This window comes from Actinoplanes sp. M2I2, assembly GCF_023544445.1.
Taxonomy (GTDB): Bacteria; Actinomycetota; Actinomycetes; order Mycobacteriales; family Micromonosporaceae; genus Actinoplanes.
Genome location: NZ_JALPVJ010000020.1, coordinates 56625 through 76657 on the forward strand (window position 1 = coordinate 56625; position 20033 = coordinate 76657).

Here is a 20033-nt window from a genome sequence, read left to right on the forward strand (position 1 = left end):
GCTCGGTTGACCGGTACCCGGGGCCGGTGCAGAGTCGTGCGGTGCGGGAAAGATGAGAGGTCGCTGCCGGCGTGGCTGGCGGCGCGACTGGGCGACCGGATCAGGGGTGCCGGCCGGCCTGGAGTCGGTCGTCCCCGGATCGAGCAGCTGGCCCGCCGCGCCGTCGGCCGCCTTTCTGCGCAGCGCCGGGGCCGCGATCGCCCGGGTGCACGCGGTCGGCCTGGGACCGCGACCGGGGCTGCCGATGCGGGCGCGGCCCATCGCGGTGGACGACTTCGCCCGGGAGCGCCGGATCGGGGCGATGCCGACCACCGATCTGCTCCGCCGTGCCGACGAGCGGGTCCAGGCGATCACGCCGCCCACCGGTCCGGCCGTCCTGGTCCACGGCGATGTGTGGCCCGGCAACACGATGGCCGGCGGCGACCGGGTGCACGCGCTGATCGACTGGAAAACCGCCGGCGTCGGCGATCCCGGCGTGGACCTCGGCGAGCTGCGCAAGCAGGTCGCAATGATCTACAGCCCGGACGCCCCGGCCCACGTGCTCGACGGCTGGGAGCGGGCCACCGGCACGAGGGCCGGCGCCGTCGCCTACTGGGACGCGGTGGCCGCGCTCAACACACCCACCGGCTCCTACAACCCGCAGGCGGCGCAACGGCGCGACGACTTCCTCCGGGCGGCAGTCTCGCGGTTGTGACGGCGCCGGGTCGAAACGGCACGCGGCCGCGCGGCCGGGCTCGACGGCGCCACGGTCGTGCAGTACCTGGCGGAGACGGCGACGACTGTGAACACCGTCTGCCGCTCCGAACGCGCCGGCCGGATCGTGCAGACCCGGCACGGCGACGCCATGCTGCTGACGGACTTCCTCACCACCCGCGTGGTCGAGCTGGCCGTCCACGGTCTCGACGTCGCCGACGCCCTGGGAATGCAGCCATGGCTGACGGCACCGGCCGCGCACCATCTGCAGGGGCTGCTCTTCGGTACCGACTGGCAATCGGCTGTCAGCACGCTCGGCTGGGATCCGGTGACACTGTTGCGCAAGGCCGGCGGCCGTGCGCCGGTCACCCCTGAGGAGACGGCACCGCGCCCTTGACCGCTCATCTCGTGAGGTCGAACCGATCCTGCGCGCCTCGGCCCGCCCTGCCTGGAAGTTGCAGCAAACCCGTACGGTCGGTGCATCAATCGGCGACATAGATGGGGAACTCTGGGCGTGAAGAAGGCTCTGTGGATCATCGGCTTCGTCATCGGCCTCTACTTCGTCGTACGAGCAGCGGTCGAACCGTTCGTCATCGATCCGTCTGACCCAGCCAGCTACGCCAAGGACTGGGGCGGTCCGAGTCTGGCCGGTGTCCTTGCTGTTCATTGCGTCCCCGGAGTCGTGGCACTCGCCATCATGATCGCGACGGTTCACCGAAGGCGCTCACGGAAGCACGTACGGTCCGCGCGACCGTAACCTCCATCCGCTCAGCCTGCGGACAACGCCCTAATCCTGGGCCGGCATCGCGCGACCGACGATGCGGACGGGAGCCGGGCTCGCCTACGCTCCTACCCGCGTTCGAGGTTGAACGGCAAGCTCAGACCAGCACGTCGGTCAGCAGCCGGGTCACCTCGCGGCCCAGCGCCGTCCGGCCGGTCGCCCCGTACTTTCGCGGGTCGGCTGTGTGTCGCTCGCGGGTCAGATGGTCGCGCACTGCCTCGGTGAAGACCCGGTTCAGGTGTGTCGCCAGGTTGATTTTGGTCATGCCCCGCCGGGCCGCCGCGGTGAGCGTGGCATCGGGGACACCCGACGAACCGTGCAGCACCAGCGGAACCGGGACCACGGCGTGCAGGTCGGCGATGAGCTCCAGGTCGAGGACGGCGTCGCGGGTCAGCATGGCGTGGGAGCTGCCGACCGCCACGGCCAGCGCGTCCACGGCGGTGGACTCCACATAGGCGGCTGCCTCGTCGGGGCGGGTGCGGGCGCCCGGCGCGTGCACGCCGTCCTTGCCGCCGATCTCGCCCAGCTCGGCCTCCACCCAGACGCCGCGGTCGTGGCACCAGCCGGCGACCTGACGGGTGGCGGCCACGTTGTCGTCGTGGCCGAGGGCGGACGCGTCGTACATGACCGAGCCGAAACCCAGCTCGACCGCCTCGCGGACCAGCTCGGCCGTGGTGGCGTGGTCGAGGTGGACGGCGACCGGCACGGCGGCCGCCCGCGCCACGGCCAGGGCGGCCGCGCCGATCGGGGCCAGCGCGCCGTGGTAGCGGGCGCAGTTCTCGCTGATCTGCAGGACGACCGGGGCCCCGGCCTGTTCCGCGCCGGCGACGATGGCCTCGGCGTGTTCGAGCTGCACGACGTTGAAGGCGCCGACCGGACGGCGATCGGCGGCCGCGGGCGTGACGATGTCAGCGATGCGCACCAGGGGCATGACAGTCCTTCACAGGGGTCGCAGCCGGATGTGGGGGAGCAGCGAGCGGTACGTGTCGGGCTCGAACGCGCCGGCGACCTCGGACCGCACCGCCGCGGCGGACAGCGCGACGCCGTGCCGCAGCCGGGCCGGCCAGCTCCAGCCGTGCGCCAGCCCGCGGGCCAGGGCGGCCACCAGGGCGTCGCCGGCGCCGGTCGGGTTGCCGCTGATCCGCGGTGGGGTGGCGGTCCAGTCGCCGTCGGGGGTCAGCGCCAGCAGGTCGTCCGCGCCGCGGGACAGCACGACGGCGCCCGGACCGGCCGCGCGGACCTCGGCCGCCGTGCGCCCGAGCCGGGCCAGCTCACCGGCGTTGGGTTTGACGATGTCGGGCCGCCCGGCCAGCCCGTGACCGAGAGCTTCGCCGTCGGCGTCCAGGATGACCCGGGTTCCGCCGCTGTGGCAGGCGTCGGCCAGGATCCGGTACGCGTCGGGCGGCACGCCGGGCGGCAGGCTCCCGGACAGCACGGCGACGCTCGCCCCCGTACGGTCCAGCAGGTCCTCGAAGTCGCTGCGGAACCTTCGCCACTCGGCCGCGGTGATCTGGGGCCCCGGCTCGTTGAGCAGGGTCGTGCGGCCGCCCTCGGCCAGGGTCACCGTCCGCCGCGACTCGCCACCGATGGGAGTGAAGGCGACGTTGATCCCGGTGCGCCGCAACCGACTCCGGACGATGTCACCGGTGCGGCCGCCGAGCAGCCCGCACCCCAGGACCGGTTCGCCCAGCGCGTGCAGCACGCGGGCCACGTTGAGGCCCTTGCCGCCCGGGTGCTCGTGCACCTGACCGACCCGGTTGGTGTCGCCCAGGTCGAGACGGGTCACCCCGTACGTGATGTCGAGCGCCGCGTTGAGCGTGACGGTGACGATCACGGTCAGTCCGGCAGGATGACCGAGCGGGTCAGGTGACGTGGCTGGTCCGGATCCAGTCCGCGCCGGAGCGCCACGGCCACCGCGAGCCGTTGTGCCCGGATCAGATCGGCCAGCGGGTCGAGGTCGCTGGTGACGAACGTGGCCCCGGTCGCGCGGACCTGCTCGGCCAGGCCGGCCGGGGCCGGGCCGAACATCCACACCACCCGGCCGGGCGCGGCGATGCTGATCGGCCCGTGCCGGTACTCCATCGCCGGGTACGCCTCGGTCCACGCGCCGGCCGCCTCGCGCATCTTCAGCGCCGCCTCCTGGGCCAGCCCGTACGTCCAGCCGCTGCCCAGGAAGGTGACCTGCTCGGCCGCCACCACCTCGTCGCCGAGCGGCTCGGTCAGCGCCCGCTCCGCGTCGGCCACGGCGGCCGCGGTGTCCAGGCCCAGGGCGGCGCGGAGCAGGATGAGCTGGGTGGTGGCGAACCGGGTCTGGACGACGGAGGCCTCATCGGCGTACCCGAGCACGATCACGCTGTCGGCGGCCCGCGTGACGGGGCTGGTCCCGTCGGCCGTGACGACGGTGGTCGGCGTCCGGCCGCGCAGCCGGGCCAGCAGGTCGAGGACTTCGGTCGTGGTGCCGGAGCGGCTCAGCACGAGCACCCGGTCGTGGTCGCGGGTGGCCGGGAACTCCGAGGCCGCGTACGCGTCGGTCGGGCCCTGGCCGGTCGTCTCGCGCAGGGACGCGTACGCCTGGGCCATGAACCACGACGTGCCGCAACCGGCCACCGCGACCCGTTCCCCGGGTTGCGGCAGCCCGGCCGCGCCGGCGTCGGAGGTCACACGACGCCAGCAGTCCGGCTGACTGGCGATCTCGCGTTCGGTGTGGGACCCGGCCATGATGCCTCCTGCAACTTGTCGCAAGAAAAAGACCCTGATGTTGCAGATTAGATCACTGATTTGCATCTGACGCGAGAGCTGAGATGCTGGCCGCGTGAGCAAGCACGAGCGCTGGAGCACCCTGCTGGAGCTGGTGTCCGACCGGAAACGGCTGAGCATCGAGGACGCCGCGCAGGAGCTGGACGTGTCCGCCGCGACGATCCGGCGCGACTTCGACGAGCTCGCCCAGCAGCAGATGGTCACCCGCACCCGAGGGGGCGTCGTCGCCCACACCGTCGCCTACGAACTGCCGCTGCGATACAAGGTCGCGCGCAACGCGGGCGAGAAGCAGCGCATCGCCGCCGCCGCGGCGGCCCTGATCGAGCCGGGCGCCACCGTCGGGCTCAACGGCGGCACGACCACGACCGAGGTGGCCCGGGCGCTGGCCACCCAGGCCGACCTGGACGGCCCGTCGGGCGGCCCGGGCTTCACCGTGGTGACCAACGCGCTCAACATCGCCAACGAGCTGGTGGTCCGCCCGCACGTCAAGGTCGTCTCCACCGGCGGGGTGGCCCGCACCCAGTCCTTCGAGCTGATCGGGCCGCTGGCCACCGACATCTTCCGGCGCATCACCATCGACACCGCGGTGCTCGGCGTCAGCGGGCTCGACGCCGGGCACGGGGCCACCTGTCATCACGAGGGCGAGGCCGACATCAACCGGCTCCTGGCCGAGCAGGCCGCCCAGGTGATCGTCGTCGCCGACGGGTCCAAGCTGGGCCGGCACGCCTTCGCCCGGATCTGCGCCGTCGAGGCGATCCAGGTCGTCGTGACCGACGCCGGCGCCCCGCCCGAGGAAGTGACCCTGATCGAGCAGGCGGGGGTCCGCGTCATCCAGGCCTGATCCGGCGGTTCGCGTCGTCAGATGCCGGGCCGCCCCCGGTCGGGCGGCCTCGGCTGTCTGTCGCCGACCGGTCCGGGCCGGATCAGAGAATCTCGGTGTAGCCGTTCCAGCCCTGGCCGATCGGGACCGACTTGTCGTACGCCTTGCCGTCGCGGGCCAGGTTGTTGCCGTAGAGGTGCAGGGTGCCGTCGGACTTCTGGCCGATCAGGTCGGTGTAGCCGTCGCCGGTGACGTCGGCCGGGATGATCTTCTCCGTGGTGTTCCAGCCCTGGCCGAGAGAGGTCGACTTGTCGTACGGTTTGCCGTCGCGCTCGATGTTGTTGGCGAAGAGGGTCATCACGCCGCCGGCCGTGACCGCGACCAGGTCGGTGTAGCCGTCGCCGGTGACGTCGGCCGGGATGATCCGCTCGTACGCGTTCCAGCCCTGACCGATCGGCACCGACTTGTCGTACGCCTTGCCGTCGCGCGCGAGGTTGTTGCCGTAGAGGTGCAGGGTGCCGTCGGACTTCTTGCCGATCAGGTCGGTGTAGCCGTCACCGGTCACATCGGCCGGGATGATCTGCTCGTACGCGTTCCAGCCCTGACCGATCGGCACCGACGACCCGTACGGCGTGCCGTTGTCCCGTTCGATGTTGTTGGCGTAGAGCGTCATCTGCCCGCTCGCCGTGACCCCGATCAGGTCGCGGTAGCCGTCCCCGGTGACGTCGGCCGGGATGACCTTCGCAAGGGTGTTCCAGCCCTGCCCGGCCGGCTTCGCGGTGCCGTACGGCGTGCCGTCGCGCTCGATGTTGTTGGCGTACAGGCTCAGGACGCCGCCGGCCGAGATCGTGAGCAGGTCGGTGTAGCCGTCCCCGGTGACGTCGGCCAGCTGCGGCTTGACCGGCTCCGCGGGCGCGTCGACGATCTTGGGATAGCGCAGGGCGTCGTAGTTGCCGGCGGCGTGGCTGTCGATCAGTCCGGAGTAGAGGGACACGTTGGCCCTCCTCTTCACCGGCGTGGAACCGAACGAGTAGTAGTTGATGCGGGTGTGCGCCTTGTTGGCCCACGACTCGAAGATGACGGTGTGCGCGGCCGGGTAGTTCAGGATGTCGCCCGGCTTCAGATCGGCCTTCGCGATGGCGGTGGTGTGGTTGGGCAGGGCGGCGGTGTTGTACTGCGGGTCCCAGCTGGTGTGCCACACCATGTTGACGTAGCCCGAGCAGTCCAGGCGGTAGCGCCTGGTGTCGCCGCCGGGGCCGGGCGCCGGTGCGTCCTCGTACCCGCCGGGCTGGTTGATCACCCAGTACCTGGCTCGTTCGATCACTTCGGCCCGGGTGATCGGGCCACCCCGCTCGGAGTCGAAGGCGGCCTGAGCGGGCACGCCGGTCAGGGTGATGGCGGTGAGTGTGACGACGCCGGTGGTGAGCGCGGCGGCGAGCTGACGCGGAAGGGTCTTCATGGGCAGGACGGGCCTTTCTGGCGGTGGGAAGGGCACAGCCACCGTGGGCCCGGTCGCTGGCCGGGACGCTTGTGAAATCCTTGTGCTTCGATGGATGGCCGCGCGCGGGGGTAGAACGGGAGGGCCTCGGTGACCGAACTGCGACTGCTGGGCGCGGTCGAGGTGCGGGCCGGGCAGACGCGTTTCGACGCCGGCCAGCCCCGGCAGCGCGCGGTGCTGGCCGGGCTCGGGGTCGACGCCGGGCGGCCGGTGTCGTTGCCCACCCTGATCGACCGGGTCTGGGGTCACGAGCCCCCGGCCGGAGCGCGCCAGTCCCTGCACGCCCACATCACCCGGCTGCGGCGGGTGCTCACCGGCGCCGGCGCCGGGACGATCGTCTTCGAGTCGGGTTCCTACCGGCTGACCCTCGACGCCGGCCGGGTCGACCTGCACGTCTTCCGCGATCTGGCCGAGCGGGCCCGCGCCGCCGGTCACGACGACCAGCGGGTGGCGCTGCTGCGGCGGGCCGTCGCCCTGTGGCGCGGCACCCCGCTCGGCGGCCTCGGCGGCGAGTGGGTCGAACAGGTCCGCAGCGAGATGGACCGGCACCTGATCAGCGCCGTGGTCGCCCTCGCGCAGGCCGAGCTGCGTCTCGACCGGCCGGAAGCGGCCCTCGCGACGGCGGAGCGGCTGGCCGGCGAGCATCCGCTGGTCGAGCCGCTGGCCGCGATCCGGATGCGGGCCCTGGCCGCGGCCCACCGGCCGGCCGACGCGCTCCACCACTACGACGACATCCGTCAGCGGCTGGCCGGGGAGCTCGGCGTGGACCCGAGCCGTGAGCTGCAGGACCTGCACCGGGCGATCCTGCGCGGTGCGGGACAGCGGCCCGTCGCGGTCCTCTCGCCGGCGTCCGCGGCCCCGGCCCAGCTGCCCACCGACGTGGCCGGTTTCGCCGGGCGCACCGCAGCGCTCGCCCGCCTCGATGCCGTGCTCGCCGGGGCCGCCGCCGGCGCGTCGGCGACGATCGCGGTGGTCTCCGGAACCCCGGGCGTCGGCAAGACGACCCTGGCCGTGCACTGGGCCCACACGGCCGTCCGGCACTTCCCGGACGGCCAGCTGTACGTCAACCTGCGCGGCTACGACGAGTCGGGCCCCGTGGCGGCCGCCGAGGCGCTGGCCGGCCTGCTCGAGACGCTCGGCGTCCGCGCCGGCGACCGGCCCGCCGGACTGGACGCCCAGTCGGCGCTGCTGCGCGGTGTCACGGCCGGCCGGCGACTGCTGGTGGTGCTCGACAACGCCCGCGACGCCGGGCAGGTTCGTCCCCTGCTGCCCGCCGCGCCCGGCACGATGGTCGTCGTCACCAGCCGTGACCAGCTCACCGACCTGGTCATCAGCCACGCCGCCGAGCCGGTCGACCTGGGCCTGCTGCCCGACGGCGAGGCCCGCGAGTTGCTGCGGCGCCGCATCGGGGCGGCCCGCGTCGACGCCGAGGTGCACGCCGTCGACCGCATCATCGAGTCGTGCGCCCGGCTCCCGCTCGCGCTGGCGATCACCGCCGCCCGGGCCGCGCGGACCGGCTTCCCGCTGCGCAGCCTGGCCGCCGAGCTGCGGCGCCCCGGCGATCCGCTGGAGACCTTCGAGCTCGGCGACCCGTCCGGCCGCCTCCGCGGTGTCTTCGCCACGTCGTACGTCGCGATCAGCGCCTCGGCCCAGCGGCTCTTCCGGCAGCTCAGCCGCCATCCCGGCCCGGACCTCTCGGCCGAGGCGGCGGCCGGTCTCGGGGCGCTCGAGGTGATCGCCGCCCGGCGGGTGCTCGCCGAGCTGGTGCGGGCCGGCATGCTGGCCGAACCCCACCCCGGCCGGTACGCCTTCCACGATCTGCTGCGCGCCTACGCCGCCCGCCTGCACCGCGACAGCGACGCCCCCGCCGAGCGCGACGCCGTCACCGTGCGGATGCTCGACCACTACGCGTACACCGCGCAGCGGGTCGACCGGCTCCTGCAGCCGCTGCGGCCCGCTCTCGACGTGCCGCTGGGCCCGCCCGCCGCGCACGTGCGACCCGAGCCGATCAGCGGCGCCGCCGAGGCCACCGCCTGGCTCGACGCCGAGAGCGCCGTCCTGGTCGCGGTCGTGCACACCGCCGTGGCCGGTCACGGCCGGTACGCCTACCAGCTGGCCTGGCTGCTCGACCACTGCCTGCACCGGCGCGGGCAGTGGCTGGAACGGTCGGCGGTCTGGCGGGCCGCGCTCACCGCGGCCGAGGGAACGGACGACCCGGTCGCCCTCGCCGGGTCGCACTGCGGTGTCGCCCATGTCAGCCTGCAGCTCGGCCGGTATGCCGAGGCCGACGCCCATTTCACCCGGGCGCTCGAGCTCTACGTCGCCGACGGCAACCGCCGCGGCCAGGGCGCGGTGGAATATCTGCTGGCCGGGTTGTGGGGCCGGCGGCACGAGTACCGCAGGGCGCTCGCCCACGCGGGCCGGGCCCGGTCGCACCACGAGCACACCGGCCACCGCGCCGGGCTGGCCAATGTGCTCAACCAGATCGGCTGGTACCGGGCGCAGCTCGGCGAGCACGCCGAGGCGCTCGAGTCGTGCCGGGAGGCGCTGGGCCTGCAGCAGGAGATGAACGAACGGGCGGGGCAGGCCGACACCTGGGACAGCATCGGGTTCGTCCATCATCAGCTCGGCCGGTCGGCGGAGGCGGCCGAGTGCTTCGGACAGGCGATCGCCCTGTTCCGCGAGCTCGGCGACCGGTACGCCGAGTCGGAGTCCTGGATCCACCTCGGCGACAGTCACCGCGATGCCGGCGACCCGGGCGCCGCCCACGCCGCCTGGACCGAGGCCTACGACATCCTCGACGAGCTCGGCCACCCGGACGCCCAGACGCTGGTGGACCGTCTGGGCGTCCGCCACTGACCCGGTCAGCTCTTCCGCACGATTTCGTCAGCTTTCTTGACCAAGTACTCGACCGCTCACATACATCGATAGTTCTCTTAGTATGTCGTGTGGATATACGGCGTATCGAGGGTCAGAATCGTGGCGCCACTGCTGTTGTAGGCGATGAAACGCGCCATGACGTTACCGCCGCCGAACTCGCCGTTCCAGACTTCCACGGGCTTGGACAGTCCGACCACGCACGGCCGGGCGCTTGTGCTGAATCGTTGGACATTGTTCGCGTCCACCAAGTAGACGCGGTAGGTCGCACAGCCGGCAGGCTTGCGTTCGACCTTCGCGTTAGCTCCCGTCAAGGCGTAGCCGTGCGCAGCGGAGTAGTAGTACCCGTAGACGCAGGGCTGAACTCTCCAAGCCGCAGTGCTGTACACGGTGCGGCATGTACCCGCAGCACTGGCCGGAACGGTGGTCGCCACCAGCGATCCGGCGGTGATCGCCAATGTGGCGATAGCCAATGACGCCAGCTTTCTTGCGAGTCGCATAACTCTCCCCATGTCATGGATGTCGAGACAACAGCGGAGCTGCCTCGGCGGCCCGCCGTACCGTCTTCGGACCACTCACGCCAAGCTCGCACACCTCGCTTGCGGAATCCTTGCGGCGGCTCCATCGGTTGGTCAGCATCGATGGGCGCGGCAGCGCAGGGGCGGACAGGTCGACCACAATGTGGCCAACCCGGCCGACCGGGCGCTCCGCCCGGCTGCCCGACATGGCGGGCGACGGCGGTCCGCGCGTTGCTGTGAGCCCGGGCCGTCGGCCGTCGAGTTCACAGACGGGTAGTCGCCGGCCCGCTTCGGCCCTAGTCTGAAGCGGTCGACAAACCTGAAGGAGATTCTCGCCCGATCCATGCTTCATGACCGGTTCTCCGGGTCTGCGACGCAACTGGTGCACGGCGTGACAACACGACCGAAAGCGTTGGATGAACAGGGTGCACGGGGGAACGGCGCGGACGGTCGGTGCGGTGACGGCCGCGCTCGCCGCGCTGGCGGCGATCGTGGTGGCCAGTCTGTCGAATCTGAACGGCGACGTGCGATACGCTCTCGGCGGCCTCGAGACGTCGGGCCAGGGCGGGGTCAACTTCTGGGACATCTTCGTCTCGCGGCCACTCGCCTACAAACTGCTGATGGCCGGGCTCGACAAGGGCCGCCTTCCGTTCGTCGGGGAATCCTCGTCGGACGCGACCCACCTGGTGATGCGGCTCGAGACGTACGTCGTGGTCGTCGCCGTGGTCGCGCTGCTGTTCGTGGGTGTCCGGCGCGTGGCCGGACTGCCGTTGGCGGCCGGGGCTGCGGGCGCGACCGGCCTGGCCCTGATCGTCGCGCCGCCCTGGCACTTCCTCTCGCCCGACTGGGTCGCCGCGGTCGCCGCCGCGCTGGCGGTCGGCGCCGCGTGCGCACCCCGGCGGCTGTGGCTGGGCGCGCTGCTCGCCGGTGCGGCCGCGATGCTCGTCGTGGCGGTCAAGGCTTCCACGTTCCCCGTCGCCCTGGTGGCCCTGCTCGTCATCGCGGTTCTCGACCGGCGCCGCGCCGCCTGGGCGGCGCTGTCCACGGTGATCTGGGTCGCTGTCTGGTATGTGCTGGTCCGGCAGTTCCAGCCCTGGGAATGGATCTGGCTGCAGGATCTGGCCAACCTCGTGCACAGCAAACCGCAGGGCATCTACCGCGAGGACCTGCACCGGCTGCGCGTCGCGATCGGCGACGCGGCGGTGCTCAGCCCGATCCTGGTGCTGGCGCCGGCCGCCGCGGTGGCTCTGGTCCGGCGCGAGACCGGCCGCCGGCAATGGGTGGGCCTCGCGGTCGCGGTGGCCGGTTTCGCCATGACGCTGGCTCCCGCGTACGGGCAGGGCGAGTTCTACATGTACCACTTCGCGTCCAGCGTCGTGCTCGCCGCGGGGGTGTGCGGCGCGGCCTTCGCCCTCTGCCCGGGGTTCCGGGTGCCGCTCGTGGCCTCCGCGGTCGTCGTCACCGTCGTCAGCCTCGTGCTGGTGCGTCAGCCCATCCCCTGGCGGCTGGCGCACGACCGGCCGGTGATCTGGGCGTACGAGCTCGCCGGTCTCGCCCTGGCCTGTGCCGCGTGGTTCCTCGCCGGCCGGGTGAAGCTGTCTCTGCCGTGGCCCGTCGGCGTGGTCGCGATCTGCTTCACCCTGGTGCCGCCCGTGCTGCAGGGTGCCCCGTACGCCTTCAGCACCTACAACTACAACGCCCGCAACGGCCGGTCGCCCGACGCCGCCCAGGTCGAGCTGGGCCGGCGGCTCGGCCCGGACACTCCGGTGCTGTACCTCACGTACGGCACCGTCAACCACGCCGTGGGCAACCCGACGAGTTGCCGGTATCCGTCGCCGCTGTGGTTGCAGCGCGGGGCCGTGCTGCCGCGGATCCGGACCCGGCCCAGCTACGCCGACAACCTGCGCTGCCTGACCGAGAACCGCGACGCCCGATATCTGATCGTGCAGACCAACTGGTTCAATCTGCCCAAGTCGGCCCCCGACGTGCGGGCGCTGATCGACGAGCAGTTCGACTGCTCCCCGGCGGCCCAGATACCGGCGCCGCCGCGGCTCATGGTCTGTCCGGCCCGGGAGTAGACACGAGCATCGGCCGGGCCTCGTTCTGCCGGCCTAGTAGACAGCTGTGGGCTGCCTGTACGTCGGTAACGACGTCTTGCCGGAAGACCCTCCCGTGGGATGTAGTGAATCATGCAGGTTGCCGGGGGTGGCGGGGGCGACGCAGTTCAGCTTCTGGGTCGCGATCGTGAGTGTCGAGTGCTTGAGTCCGTGCTGGACACGGTGCGGACGGGTCAGGGGGCGACCCTGGTCGTCCGAGGCCCGATCGGTGTGGGCAAGACCCGTCTGCTGGCCTACCTGGAAGAGAGCGCTTCAGGCTGTGTCGTGACGCGCGCCTCGGGGGCTGAGCCCGAGCGGGAGCTGGCTTATGCCGGTCTGCAGATGATCTGTGCTCCGATGGTGTCGCTGGTGGGTCAGTTGCCGGGTCCGCAGCGGGATGCCTTGCAGGTCGCCCTCGGTCTGGCGCCGGGTGTCGCGCCGGATCGTTTCCTGGTCGGTCTGGCGGTGCTGAGCCTGATGGCTGCCGCGGCCGAGACCCGGCCGTTGCTGTGTGTGGTCGACGATGCTCAGTGGTTGGACCGGGCATCCGTCGGGACGCTGGCCTTCGTGGCCCGGCGGTTGCAGGCCGAGCCGGTCGCGTTGGTGTTCGGCATTCGGGACGAGACGAGCCAGGTGGAGCTGGAGGGGCTGCCGGCGCTGCAGGTCGATGGTCTGGACGACAAGGACGCGCTGGCGTTGCTGACGGCCGCGATCCCGGGACGGATCGACCAGCAGGTACGGGATCAGATCGTTGCCGAGAGCCGGGGGATGCCGCTGGCGCTGCTGGAGCTCCCCCGAGGGCTCAGCCAGGCCGAGCTGGCGGGCGGGTTCCGTACGCCGGGGGCGGGTGCGGTGGTCGGCCGGATCGAGCAGAGTTATCAGCGGCGGCTGGGGCAGTTGCCCGCGGACACCCGGCTGCTGCTTCTGCTGGCCTCGGCCGAGCCGGTCGGGCAGGTGCCTCTGTTGTGGCGTGCCGCAGCCCGGCTGGGGATCGGTGTGGATGCCGCGGCGCCCGCTGTCGCCGACGGCCTGGTGGAGATCGGCGCGCGGGTGCGATTCGCTCATCCGCTTCTGCGGTCGGTCGTCTATCGCGAGGCCGGCGCGGACGAGCGGCGAACAGTGCATCGGACTCTGGCGGAGGTGACTGACGCCTCCGACGACCCCGACCGGCGCGCCTGGCACCGGGCGCAGGCCGCGACGGCTCCCGAAGAGGACGTCGCCGCCGACTTGGAGAGATCTGCGGACCGTGCCCAGGCGCGAGGTGGTCTGGCCGCGGCCGCCGCGTTCCTGGACCAGGCCAGCGCGTTGACGCCTGATCCGGCACGCCGGGCTCAGCGGGCGTTGGCGGCGGCGCGGGCAAAGAATCTGGCGGGTGCCCCCGAGGAGGCGCTGAGTCTGCTCCGCGCGGCCGAGCTGGGCCCGTTGAGCGAGCTCGACCACGCGCGCGCGGAGGTGCTCCGGGGCCAGATCGCGTTCGCCTGGGGCCGTGCCCGGGACGCCCCCCAGTTGCTGTTGAAAGCCGCGAGAACCCTCGAACGGCTGGACTCTCCGCCGGCCCGCAAGACCCATCTGGAGACGTTGTCGGCCGCCCTTTTCGCCGGTCTTTTCACCGGGCGGCTCGGGGCGGACGACGTACAACGCGAAGTGGCGATGGCCGCCCTCGACGCCGTCCGGGCAGCGGATCGTCCGCCCGGGCTGGGGCTCCTGCTGGAAGGCCTGGCGACGTACCTGATCGACGGTTATGTGGCCGCGGCCCCGATCCTCAAGCAAGCGCTCCGGGCCCACCGCGACATCCAGCCGGACCTGGAGCAGGATCTCCGCTGGATCGATCTGGCCGTCTGGGCCGCGATCGACCTCTGGGACGACGAGAGCTGGCACGAGCTGGCCGAACGCGAGCTTCGCTTCGTCCGTGAATCGGGGGTGCTCAGTATGCTGCCGATCGCGCTCATGGTGCGGATCTACCTGCACGTCGTGACCGGTGAGCTCGCCGAGGCCGAGTCCCTGCTCGCCGAGGCCGGAGCCGCTACCGACGCGATGCGGACAGAGTTCAGTCCCTATCCCGAGTGTCACTATGCCGCGCTCCAAGGGCGCTACGTCCATGCTCGTCGTCTGATCGACACGGCGGCCGCCGGCGAACGGTTCCGAGGACAGGGAAACGGTCTCGCCGTGGTACCGGTGACGAGTGCCGTGCTGGGCAACGGCACCGGACGTCATGCGGAAGCGCTGGACGCGGCGCTGCGCGTCACCGGCGACCATCCGGCGGACCTCGCGGCGGTCAACTGGGCTCTGCCGGAAGCGGTCGAGGCGGGGGTACGTGGCGGATCTCGTCCCGCCGCCGTCGAGGCCCTGCGGCGGCTCAGCGAGATCACGCGGGCCAGCGGCACCGACTGGGCCCTGGGCGTGGAAGCCCGGTCCCGGGCGCTGCTCAGCTCGGGTACGGAGGCCGAGACGCTGTTCGCGGAGGCGATCGACCGGCTCGGGCGTACCCGGATGAAAGTCGATCTCGCGCGCGCCCACCTGCTCTACGGGGAGTGGTTGCGCCGCGAGGACCGGCGGCGGTCGGCCCGCGAGCACCTGCAGACCGCCCACGCCCTGTTCACGGCGATGGGCGTCGAAGGCTTCGCCGAACGAGCGGCCCGTGAGCTGGAGGCCGCGGACGGCGTCGCGCGCGGACCGGCGAGCAATCCGGCGCAAAATCTCACCTTGCAGGAACTGCAGGTGGCCACGCTGGCACGCGACGGTTACACGAACCCCGAGATCGGAACCCGTCTGTTCATCAGTCCCCGCACCGCGGAATGGCACATGTCGAAGATCTTCGCCAAACTCGGCATCACCTCCCGGCGGGCCCTTCGGGATGCGCTTCCCCGATCGGCCGGGTAGCTGCGGCCCGCTCGCCCCGCCGCACCGGGGAGATGACACGGGGGACCTCCCGGGATTTACCCGGGGTCGTGCCCCGTCCTTGCGGCTGAGGGTGAGGGCATGTCCGAACAGCCCCGTTCAGCCCGGCCGAAGCTCTATCCACGGCTCACCCTCCTCACCACCGGCCTGTTCCTCGTCGGCACCCAAGCCTTTGTGATCGCCGGCCTGCTACCCGAGATCGCCCAGGATCTGGGTGTCGGGGAAAGCGACGTGTCCTACTCGATCACCTATCTCTCCCTCGTCGCCGCGGTCGCCGCGCCGGTGATCTCCATCTCGGCCGCCCGGATGTCCCGGACGACTCTCATGTCTCTCGGCCTCCTGTTCATCGGCGTCGGCACCGTGCTCTCGGGGGTCGCGCCGAACATCGGGCTCTTCATCGCGGGCCGGATCATCGCGGGAATCGGCGGCGGAGCCATCGTCCCGGCGGCCACGGCGGCCGCCGCTGCCATTGCCCCGCCGGAGAACCGGGGCCGAGCCATCGCCTTCGTCGCCCTGGGCTTCACCGCGGCCACGGCAGTCGGAGCGCCGCTCGGGACGGTGCTGGGAGACGTGGGCGGATGGCGGCTCCCGATGTTGCTGGTGGCCGGACTCGCGCTGGTGCTCTCCCTCGCTCAGGCGATCTTCCTGCGGGGCATCCCGATCAGCCCGCCGACGAGGTTCGCGGAACGCCTGACCCCGCTCAAGGACGTACGGGTGATGCTGACCCTGCTGGCGACGGTCTTCGTGTTCATCGGCTTCAACGTGCTCTACACCTTCTCGTCGGCTGTCACCGAGGATGTGACCGACGGGTCGGGAACGCTGCTGGCCGTCCTGCTGTTCGTCTTCGGCGTCACCGGCGTGCTGGGCACGCTGGTGTCGGGACGCCTCACGGATCGATTCGGCAGCCGTACGATCGGGGTCGCCTTCCTCGCCGGGACAGCGGTGGTCCTGTCCGGCATGGTGCTGGGTGCGCAGTCGTTCTTCGTCACAGCGGTGATCTTCGCCGTCTGGGGAGTCGCATCGTTCGGCGCCTCCCTTCCGATCCAGCATCGCCTGTCCTCGATCGACCCGCCCACCGCGCCCATCGCGCTGAGCTGGTACACGACAGCCATGTTCGGTGGCATCGCTCTGGGCCCCGTGCTGGGCGCCGTGATGCTCGACATCGGAAGCGCGGTGCTCATCCCCTTCGCCGGGGCCGCGGCGAACGTCGTCGCCCTCCTCGTCTTCCTCGGGGGCTTCCGCCGCCGTCGCACGTCACGGGGCGTGGCCGACGGTGTCGACGGGGGTGTTCGCCTCGCGCCTGCCCCGGACGTGCGGGAGAGTGCCGGCGCCTCGGCTGATCGGGGAGGGTCGCGCGCAACGCAGCCGGGAAGCTGACGACCTCGGCGTCCGTTAGGGTCGGTCATGCGCATCGGCCGGCTCGCCGCCCTCGCCCGCGTGACGTCGCGGACCGTGCGGCATTACCACCAGATCGGTCTGCTGCCCGAGCCGGAGCGCCGCTCGAACGGCTACCGCGAGTACACCGTCCTCGATCTCACCAAGCTCCTCCGCATACGCCACCTGGTCGCGCTCGGCCTGCCGCTCGACCGGATCCCGCCTCTGCTCGACCCGGTCGACGGCGGCGTAGCGGCGGAGCTGGCCGGCCTGGAGCACGCCATCCGGCGGCAGATCGGGGAGCTGACCCGGCAGCTCGACGTCGTGGTGGCCGCCCGCGCGTCCGTGCTGCCCGAGGCGTCGGCCGGCTTCGGCGGGACGGACCCGTACGGCGAGGCGGCCGAGGAGGCCCGCGCCGCGCTGGGCGCCGGTGACCTGCGGCGGATCGAGGCCGACCTCACGCTGCTGATCGCCACGGCGGACGAGGCAACTCGGACGCGGCTGCACGAGCATGTGGCGAAGGCCTGGACGCCGGCCGGCGCGCACCGCCTCGCGCAGCTCAGCCGGGATCTCGTCGCGGTCACCGACGCCACCCCGGAGGCCGAGCGGGAGCGGATCGCCCGAGAGCTGCGTGACCTGCTGCCCGACGTGCCGGAGCTCTTCGACCGTACGGTGGCGGACCTCCTCGACCAGTACAGCGCCGAGGCGTTCACCTCCGCTCAGCTCGACGTCCTCCGCCGCGCCGCTCCTTGACCTTCTCGTAACGTCATAGTTTTTCCTCGAGTCATGCGATTCGTCCCCGTGGCCTATCTCGGCTCGTACGTGCTCTCCCTGCTCGGCAATTCGATCGCCGCGATCGCCCTGCCGCTGGTCGTGCTGCAGACCACCGGCAGCACGCTCGGCGCGGGCGCGGTGGCCGCCGCGACCGCCGTGCCCGCGCTGCTCGCCGGCCTGCTGATGGGCGTCGTGATCGACCGGGTCAACCGCCGCTCCTCGTCGGTGGCGACCGACCTGATCTCGGCCGCCTCGGTCGCCGCGCTGCCGTTGCTGGACCTGTTCACCGATCTGAACGTCGGGCTGTTCGTGCTGTTCGGTGTGATCGGCTCGCTGGGCGACATCCCCGGCCTGACCGCGCGGGAGGCGCTGCTGCCCGCGGTCGTGCGGGAGAGCGGCCTGTCCGCGGAGCGCCTGATCGGCCTGCGCGAGACGATCAGCGCAGCGGTCATCGTGATCGGCCCGGCCATCGCCGGCGTGCTGATCGGCGTCCTCGAAGGCGCCGGTGTGCTGTGGGTGACCGCCGGCACGTCGTTCGCCGCGGCCCTGGTCACCCTGCTGATCCCGCGTCGTGTCGGGGCGGTGGCCGCCCCCGCCGGCCCGGCCCGTCCCCGGGTCGTGGCCCGGCAGCTCCGCGAGGGCTGGTCGACGCTGCTCGGCAGCCCGATCCTGCTCCTGCTGACCACGATCAGCCTGGTCGCCGGGCTGGTGCTGGCCGCCTTCCAGGGCCTGATCCTGCCGGTGCACTTCACCGCTACGGGCCAGGCGTCGCTGCTCGGCCTGGTGCTCAGCGCCATCGCGGTCGGACTGCTGATCGGCAGCGCCATCTACACCGTCTTCGCCAAGCGCGGCAGTCACCGGGCGGCCTGGCTGCACACCGGCCTGATCGGCACGGGCGCCGGCTTCGCCGTCATCGCCACCCTGCACTCGACCCCGGTGATCCTGATCGGCGGCGTGCTCGTCGGCTTGGGCAGCGGCCTGGTCGGCGGCCTGATCGGCGTCCTGTCCCTCGAACGGATCCCCGACGGCCTGCGCGGTCGCGTCCTGGGCACGCAGAACGCCCTGCTCACAGTGGCGCCCGCGCTCGGCATCATGGGCGCCGCCGTCCTGATCGAGGCGTGGAGCGTGACGGTCGCGGCCGTCGTCGCCACCGCGGTCTGGGCGGCCCTGGCGCTCGGCGCCCTCGTCACGGCGCGTCCGAGCGCTCTGGGCAGCGTTTCCTGACGCTCGAAGCCACTGGCTGACGACCGCGATGGTCACGGTGGCTTCGTGGCGGACGGTCGAGGCGTCGAGGCCGTGGCGCGCGCTACGACACCGGCGGCTTCGTCGCCTCGCGGCGGGCCTGGCGCCGGGCCCGGGCCATCCGCCACAGGAACGCCGGGGTGGGCGGGACCCAGCCGAGCTGGGCGGCCAGGCCGAGATCGTCGCGATTGGCCCAGTGCTCCACGACCAGGCCGTCCTTCATCCGGAACCAATGCGTCTGCGTGATGGCGAACGGGCGCCCGGTCGGCGGGAACGCCTGGGCGACCTGGCCGCGCTCGTCGTAGGACACGAACGGCCCGACCTGGCGTCCCGACATCGTGCAGTGCACGACGACCAACTCGCCGTCGGCGACCGCGTCGTGGATGTCGAACCTGAGATCCGCGAACGCGGCGCGCAGCCAGTGGGCGGTGGCTTCGAACGCGGCCGGGCCTCGTCCCCGGCAGGCCGGCGGCTCGTCCTTGGCCTCCCGGTTGGTCGCCTGCGGGTGTACGCATCGAGCCAGCTCGGCGAGGTCGCCCGAGGCCATGACCGTCATGGAGCGGATGCAGGAGTCGGTGTCGATGGTGTGCATGATGCCTCCACTGAACAATCGGATACAGTGGAGAAGTATTCGATACTAGTGAACGGTATTCAATGACGCGTCGCGCATACGACAACAGCCGCCGGGCCGAGCAGGCGCACCTGAACCGCCGTCGCATGCTCGACGCGGCCCGGGAGTTGCTGGTCGAGCGAGGTCCGGCGGCGGTCACCATGCGCGACGTGGCCGGGCGCGCCGGAGTTTCCGCCGAGACGCTCTACAAGACGTTCGGCACCAAGACCGCCCTGATCAAAGCCGTGTACGACGTCACGCTGGCCGGCGACGACGAGCCCGTCGCGATGATCGACCGGCCCGAGATCCAGGCGGTGTTCGCCGCTACCGGCCCCGAGGACAAACTCGCCCGGTACGCCCACGCCGCGCGCCGGATCGCCGAACGGACCGGCCCGCTGCTGGCCAAGTTGCTGGCCGGCGCGCGTGGGGGAGACCCCGACCTGGCGCGGTTCCGCGAGACCACCAACCAGGAGCGCATGATCGGCGCCGGCGCCGTCGTACGCCACCTCGCGGCCACCGGCGGCCTGCGAACCGGCATCGATCCGGACCGGGCCCGCGACATCGTCTGGACCTTGATCGCGCCCGAGGTCTACGAACTGCTCGTGGGTGATCGAGGCTGGTCGCCCGAGGAATACGAGAAATGGCTGGCCCAGGCCCTCGCCGACGCTATCGCCGCCCGCGGGTGACGCCGCCGGCGGGCGTCGTGACCCGGTTTCCGGTCGCGTCGTCAGCAAAGGGCTCGCCGATGGATACGTCCGCCGACGCCGGTGCGAATAGCGGGTCCCGTCCGCGCCGCCGCTCGACTCAACCGTCCGGCGGCTCAGGTGTGAATGGCTACTCCGCGACAACCGAGACGGTCGGCCGGGCGTCGTAGTTCGCTCTCGAACCAAGACTGGGGAACGAAAGCCCGAGCGGTCACGCACCGGCAGCGTCGCCGCTTAACGCTTCTTCAGTTTGGGAATCCGGCGTGACATACGCATCATCGCGTGGCCGTGGAATCCAATTAATCCGTCGCTTCCTGTGTATTCGGCATTGCTTTCCCCTGTTATTGGACGCGCGCGCCATCGGCGCCGGACAACTGTCGCTGTCATACAA

General features: G+C 71.8%; 15 protein-coding genes and 1 pseudogene. 10 read left to right on the forward strand and 6 right to left on the reverse strand.

All coding sequences use genetic code 11. The features are described from left to right. The first annotated feature begins 52 nt into the window (after positions 1–52). Positions 53–694, forward strand: coding sequence for a phosphotransferase family protein (locus HJC40_RS34200; protein ID WP_250007547.1), 642 nt, complete (start codon positions 53–55; stop codon positions 692–694). A gap of 18 nt (positions 695–712) precedes the next feature. Then, a pseudogene (locus tag HJC40_RS34205) lies at positions 713–1090 on the forward strand (maleylpyruvate isomerase N-terminal domain-containing protein); the annotation flags it as partial. Between the two features lie 481 nt (positions 1091–1571). On the opposite strand, the gene HJC40_RS34210 reads toward HJC40_RS34205, so the two are convergent. From HJC40_RS34210 to HJC40_RS34220, 3 genes are read right to left on the reverse strand one after another with little or no spacing between them, the layout of a single operon-like run. Then, complete coding sequence (locus tag HJC40_RS34210) at positions 1572–2405, reverse strand: class II fructose-bisphosphate aldolase (protein ID WP_250007549.1); 834 nt, start codon at positions 2403–2405, stop codon at positions 1572–1574. A gap of 9 nt (positions 2406–2414) precedes the next feature. Continuing rightward, positions 2415–3308, reverse strand: a complete 894-nt coding sequence (locus HJC40_RS34215) for a 1-phosphofructokinase family hexose kinase (RefSeq protein WP_250007551.1) — start codon at positions 3306–3308, stop codon at positions 2415–2417. Positions 3309–3310: 2 nt separating this feature from the next. Continuing rightward, positions 3311–4192, reverse strand: coding sequence for an SIS domain-containing protein (locus HJC40_RS34220; protein ID WP_250007552.1), 882 nt, complete (start codon positions 4190–4192; stop codon positions 3311–3313). 94 nt (positions 4193–4286) lie between these two features. Here HJC40_RS34220 and HJC40_RS34225 point away from each other — a divergent pair, with 94 nt between their 5' ends. Beyond that, a complete protein-coding gene (locus HJC40_RS34225; protein ID WP_250007553.1) occupies positions 4287–5072 on the forward strand; it encodes a DeoR/GlpR family DNA-binding transcription regulator in 786 nt (261 codons plus the stop codon). Positions 5073–5154: 82 nt separating this feature from the next. Here the strand turns inward: HJC40_RS34225 and HJC40_RS34230 are convergent, their stop codons facing one another. Further along, complete coding sequence (locus HJC40_RS34230) at positions 5155–6510, reverse strand: VCBS repeat-containing protein (protein ID WP_250007554.1); 1356 nt, start codon at positions 6508–6510, stop codon at positions 5155–5157. A 129-nt stretch (positions 6511–6639) separates the two neighbouring features. On the opposite strand from HJC40_RS34230, the gene HJC40_RS34235 reads away from it, so the two are divergent. Further along, on the forward strand, positions 6640–9408 hold the full coding sequence (locus HJC40_RS34235) for a BTAD domain-containing putative transcriptional regulator (protein ID WP_250007555.1): 2769 nt from the start codon (positions 6640–6642) through the stop codon (positions 9406–9408). Between the two features lie 77 nt (positions 9409–9485). On the opposite strand, the gene HJC40_RS34240 is transcribed toward HJC40_RS34235, so the two are convergent. Further along, the gene (locus tag HJC40_RS34240; protein ID WP_250007556.1) at positions 9486–9926 is read right to left on the reverse strand and encodes a hypothetical protein; all 441 of its coding nucleotides are present in this window, start codon (positions 9924–9926) and stop codon (positions 9486–9488) included. 476 nt (positions 9927–10402) lie between these two features. Between HJC40_RS34240 and HJC40_RS34245 the strand changes: the two genes are divergently transcribed. The 5 genes from HJC40_RS34245 to HJC40_RS34265 all read left to right on the forward strand — a co-directional run bounded on the left by HJC40_RS34245 (position 10403) and on the right by HJC40_RS34265 (position 18310). After that, a complete protein-coding gene (locus HJC40_RS34245) occupies positions 10403–12022 on the forward strand; it encodes a hypothetical protein (RefSeq protein WP_250007557.1) in 1620 nt (539 codons plus the stop codon). Positions 12023–12133: 111 nt separating this feature from the next. Then, positions 12134–14920: a LuxR family transcriptional regulator gene (locus HJC40_RS34250; protein WP_250007559.1), complete on the forward strand. Its 2787-nt coding sequence runs from the start codon at positions 12134–12136 to the stop codon at positions 14918–14920. A gap of 99 nt (positions 14921–15019) precedes the next feature. Beyond that, on the forward strand, positions 15020–16315 hold the full coding sequence (locus tag HJC40_RS34255) for an MFS transporter (protein WP_250007560.1): 1296 nt from the start codon (positions 15020–15022) through the stop codon (positions 16313–16315). Between the two features lie 27 nt (positions 16316–16342). Then, a complete protein-coding gene (locus HJC40_RS34260; RefSeq protein ID WP_250007561.1) occupies positions 16343–17065 on the forward strand; it encodes a MerR family transcriptional regulator in 723 nt (240 codons plus the stop codon). Positions 17066–17098: 33 nt separating this feature from the next. Further along, positions 17099–18310 carry an MFS transporter gene (locus tag HJC40_RS34265; protein WP_250007562.1) on the forward strand — a complete coding sequence of 404 codons (1212 nt, stop codon included), beginning with the start codon at positions 17099–17101 and terminating at the stop codon, positions 18308–18310. A gap of 82 nt (positions 18311–18392) precedes the next feature. Here the strand turns inward: HJC40_RS34265 and HJC40_RS34270 are convergent, their stop codons facing one another. After that, entirely contained in the window at positions 18393–18920 is a 528-nt protein-coding gene (locus HJC40_RS34270) for an ester cyclase (RefSeq protein WP_250007563.1), read from the reverse strand. 62 nt (positions 18921–18982) lie between these two features. Here HJC40_RS34270 and HJC40_RS34275 point away from each other — a divergent pair, with 62 nt between their 5' ends. Next, positions 18983–19624 carry a TetR/AcrR family transcriptional regulator gene (locus HJC40_RS34275; RefSeq protein WP_250007564.1) on the forward strand — a complete coding sequence of 214 codons (642 nt, stop codon included), beginning with the start codon at positions 18983–18985 and terminating at the stop codon, positions 19622–19624. Positions 19625–20033 lie beyond the last annotated feature (409 nt).

Coding starts and splice junctions, on each gene's coding strand:
- HJC40_RS34200 (WP_250007547.1), top strand. CDS start 53: ATGAGAGGTCGCTGCCGGCGTGGCTGGCGGCGCGACTGGGCGACCGGA.
- HJC40_RS34210 (WP_250007549.1), bottom strand. CDS start 2,405: ATGCCCCTGGTGCGCATCGCTGACATCGTCACGCCCGCGGCCGCCGAT.
- HJC40_RS34220 (WP_250007552.1), bottom strand. CDS start 4,192: ATGGCCGGGTCCCACACCGAACGCGAGATCGCCAGTCAGCCGGACTGC.
- HJC40_RS34230 (WP_250007554.1), bottom strand. CDS start 6,510: ATGAAGACCCTTCCGCGTCAGCTCGCCGCCGCGCTCACCACCGGCGTC.
- HJC40_RS34240 (WP_250007556.1), bottom strand. CDS start 9,926: ATGCGACTCGCAAGAAAGCTGGCGTCATTGGCTATCGCCACATTGGCG.
- HJC40_RS34250 (WP_250007559.1), top strand. CDS start 12,134: ATGCAGGTTGCCGGGGGTGGCGGGGGCGACGCAGTTCAGCTTCTGGGT.
- HJC40_RS34255 (WP_250007560.1), top strand. CDS start 15,020: ATGTCCGAACAGCCCCGTTCAGCCCGGCCGAAGCTCTATCCACGGCTC.
- HJC40_RS34260 (WP_250007561.1), top strand. CDS start 16,343: ATGCGCATCGGCCGGCTCGCCGCCCTCGCCCGCGTGACGTCGCGGACC.
- HJC40_RS34265 (WP_250007562.1), top strand. CDS start 17,099: ATGCGATTCGTCCCCGTGGCCTATCTCGGCTCGTACGTGCTCTCCCTG.
- HJC40_RS34270 (WP_250007563.1), bottom strand. CDS start 18,920: ATGCACACCATCGACACCGACTCCTGCATCCGCTCCATGACGGTCATG.
- HJC40_RS34275 (WP_250007564.1), top strand. CDS start 18,983: ATGACGCGTCGCGCATACGACAACAGCCGCCGGGCCGAGCAGGCGCAC.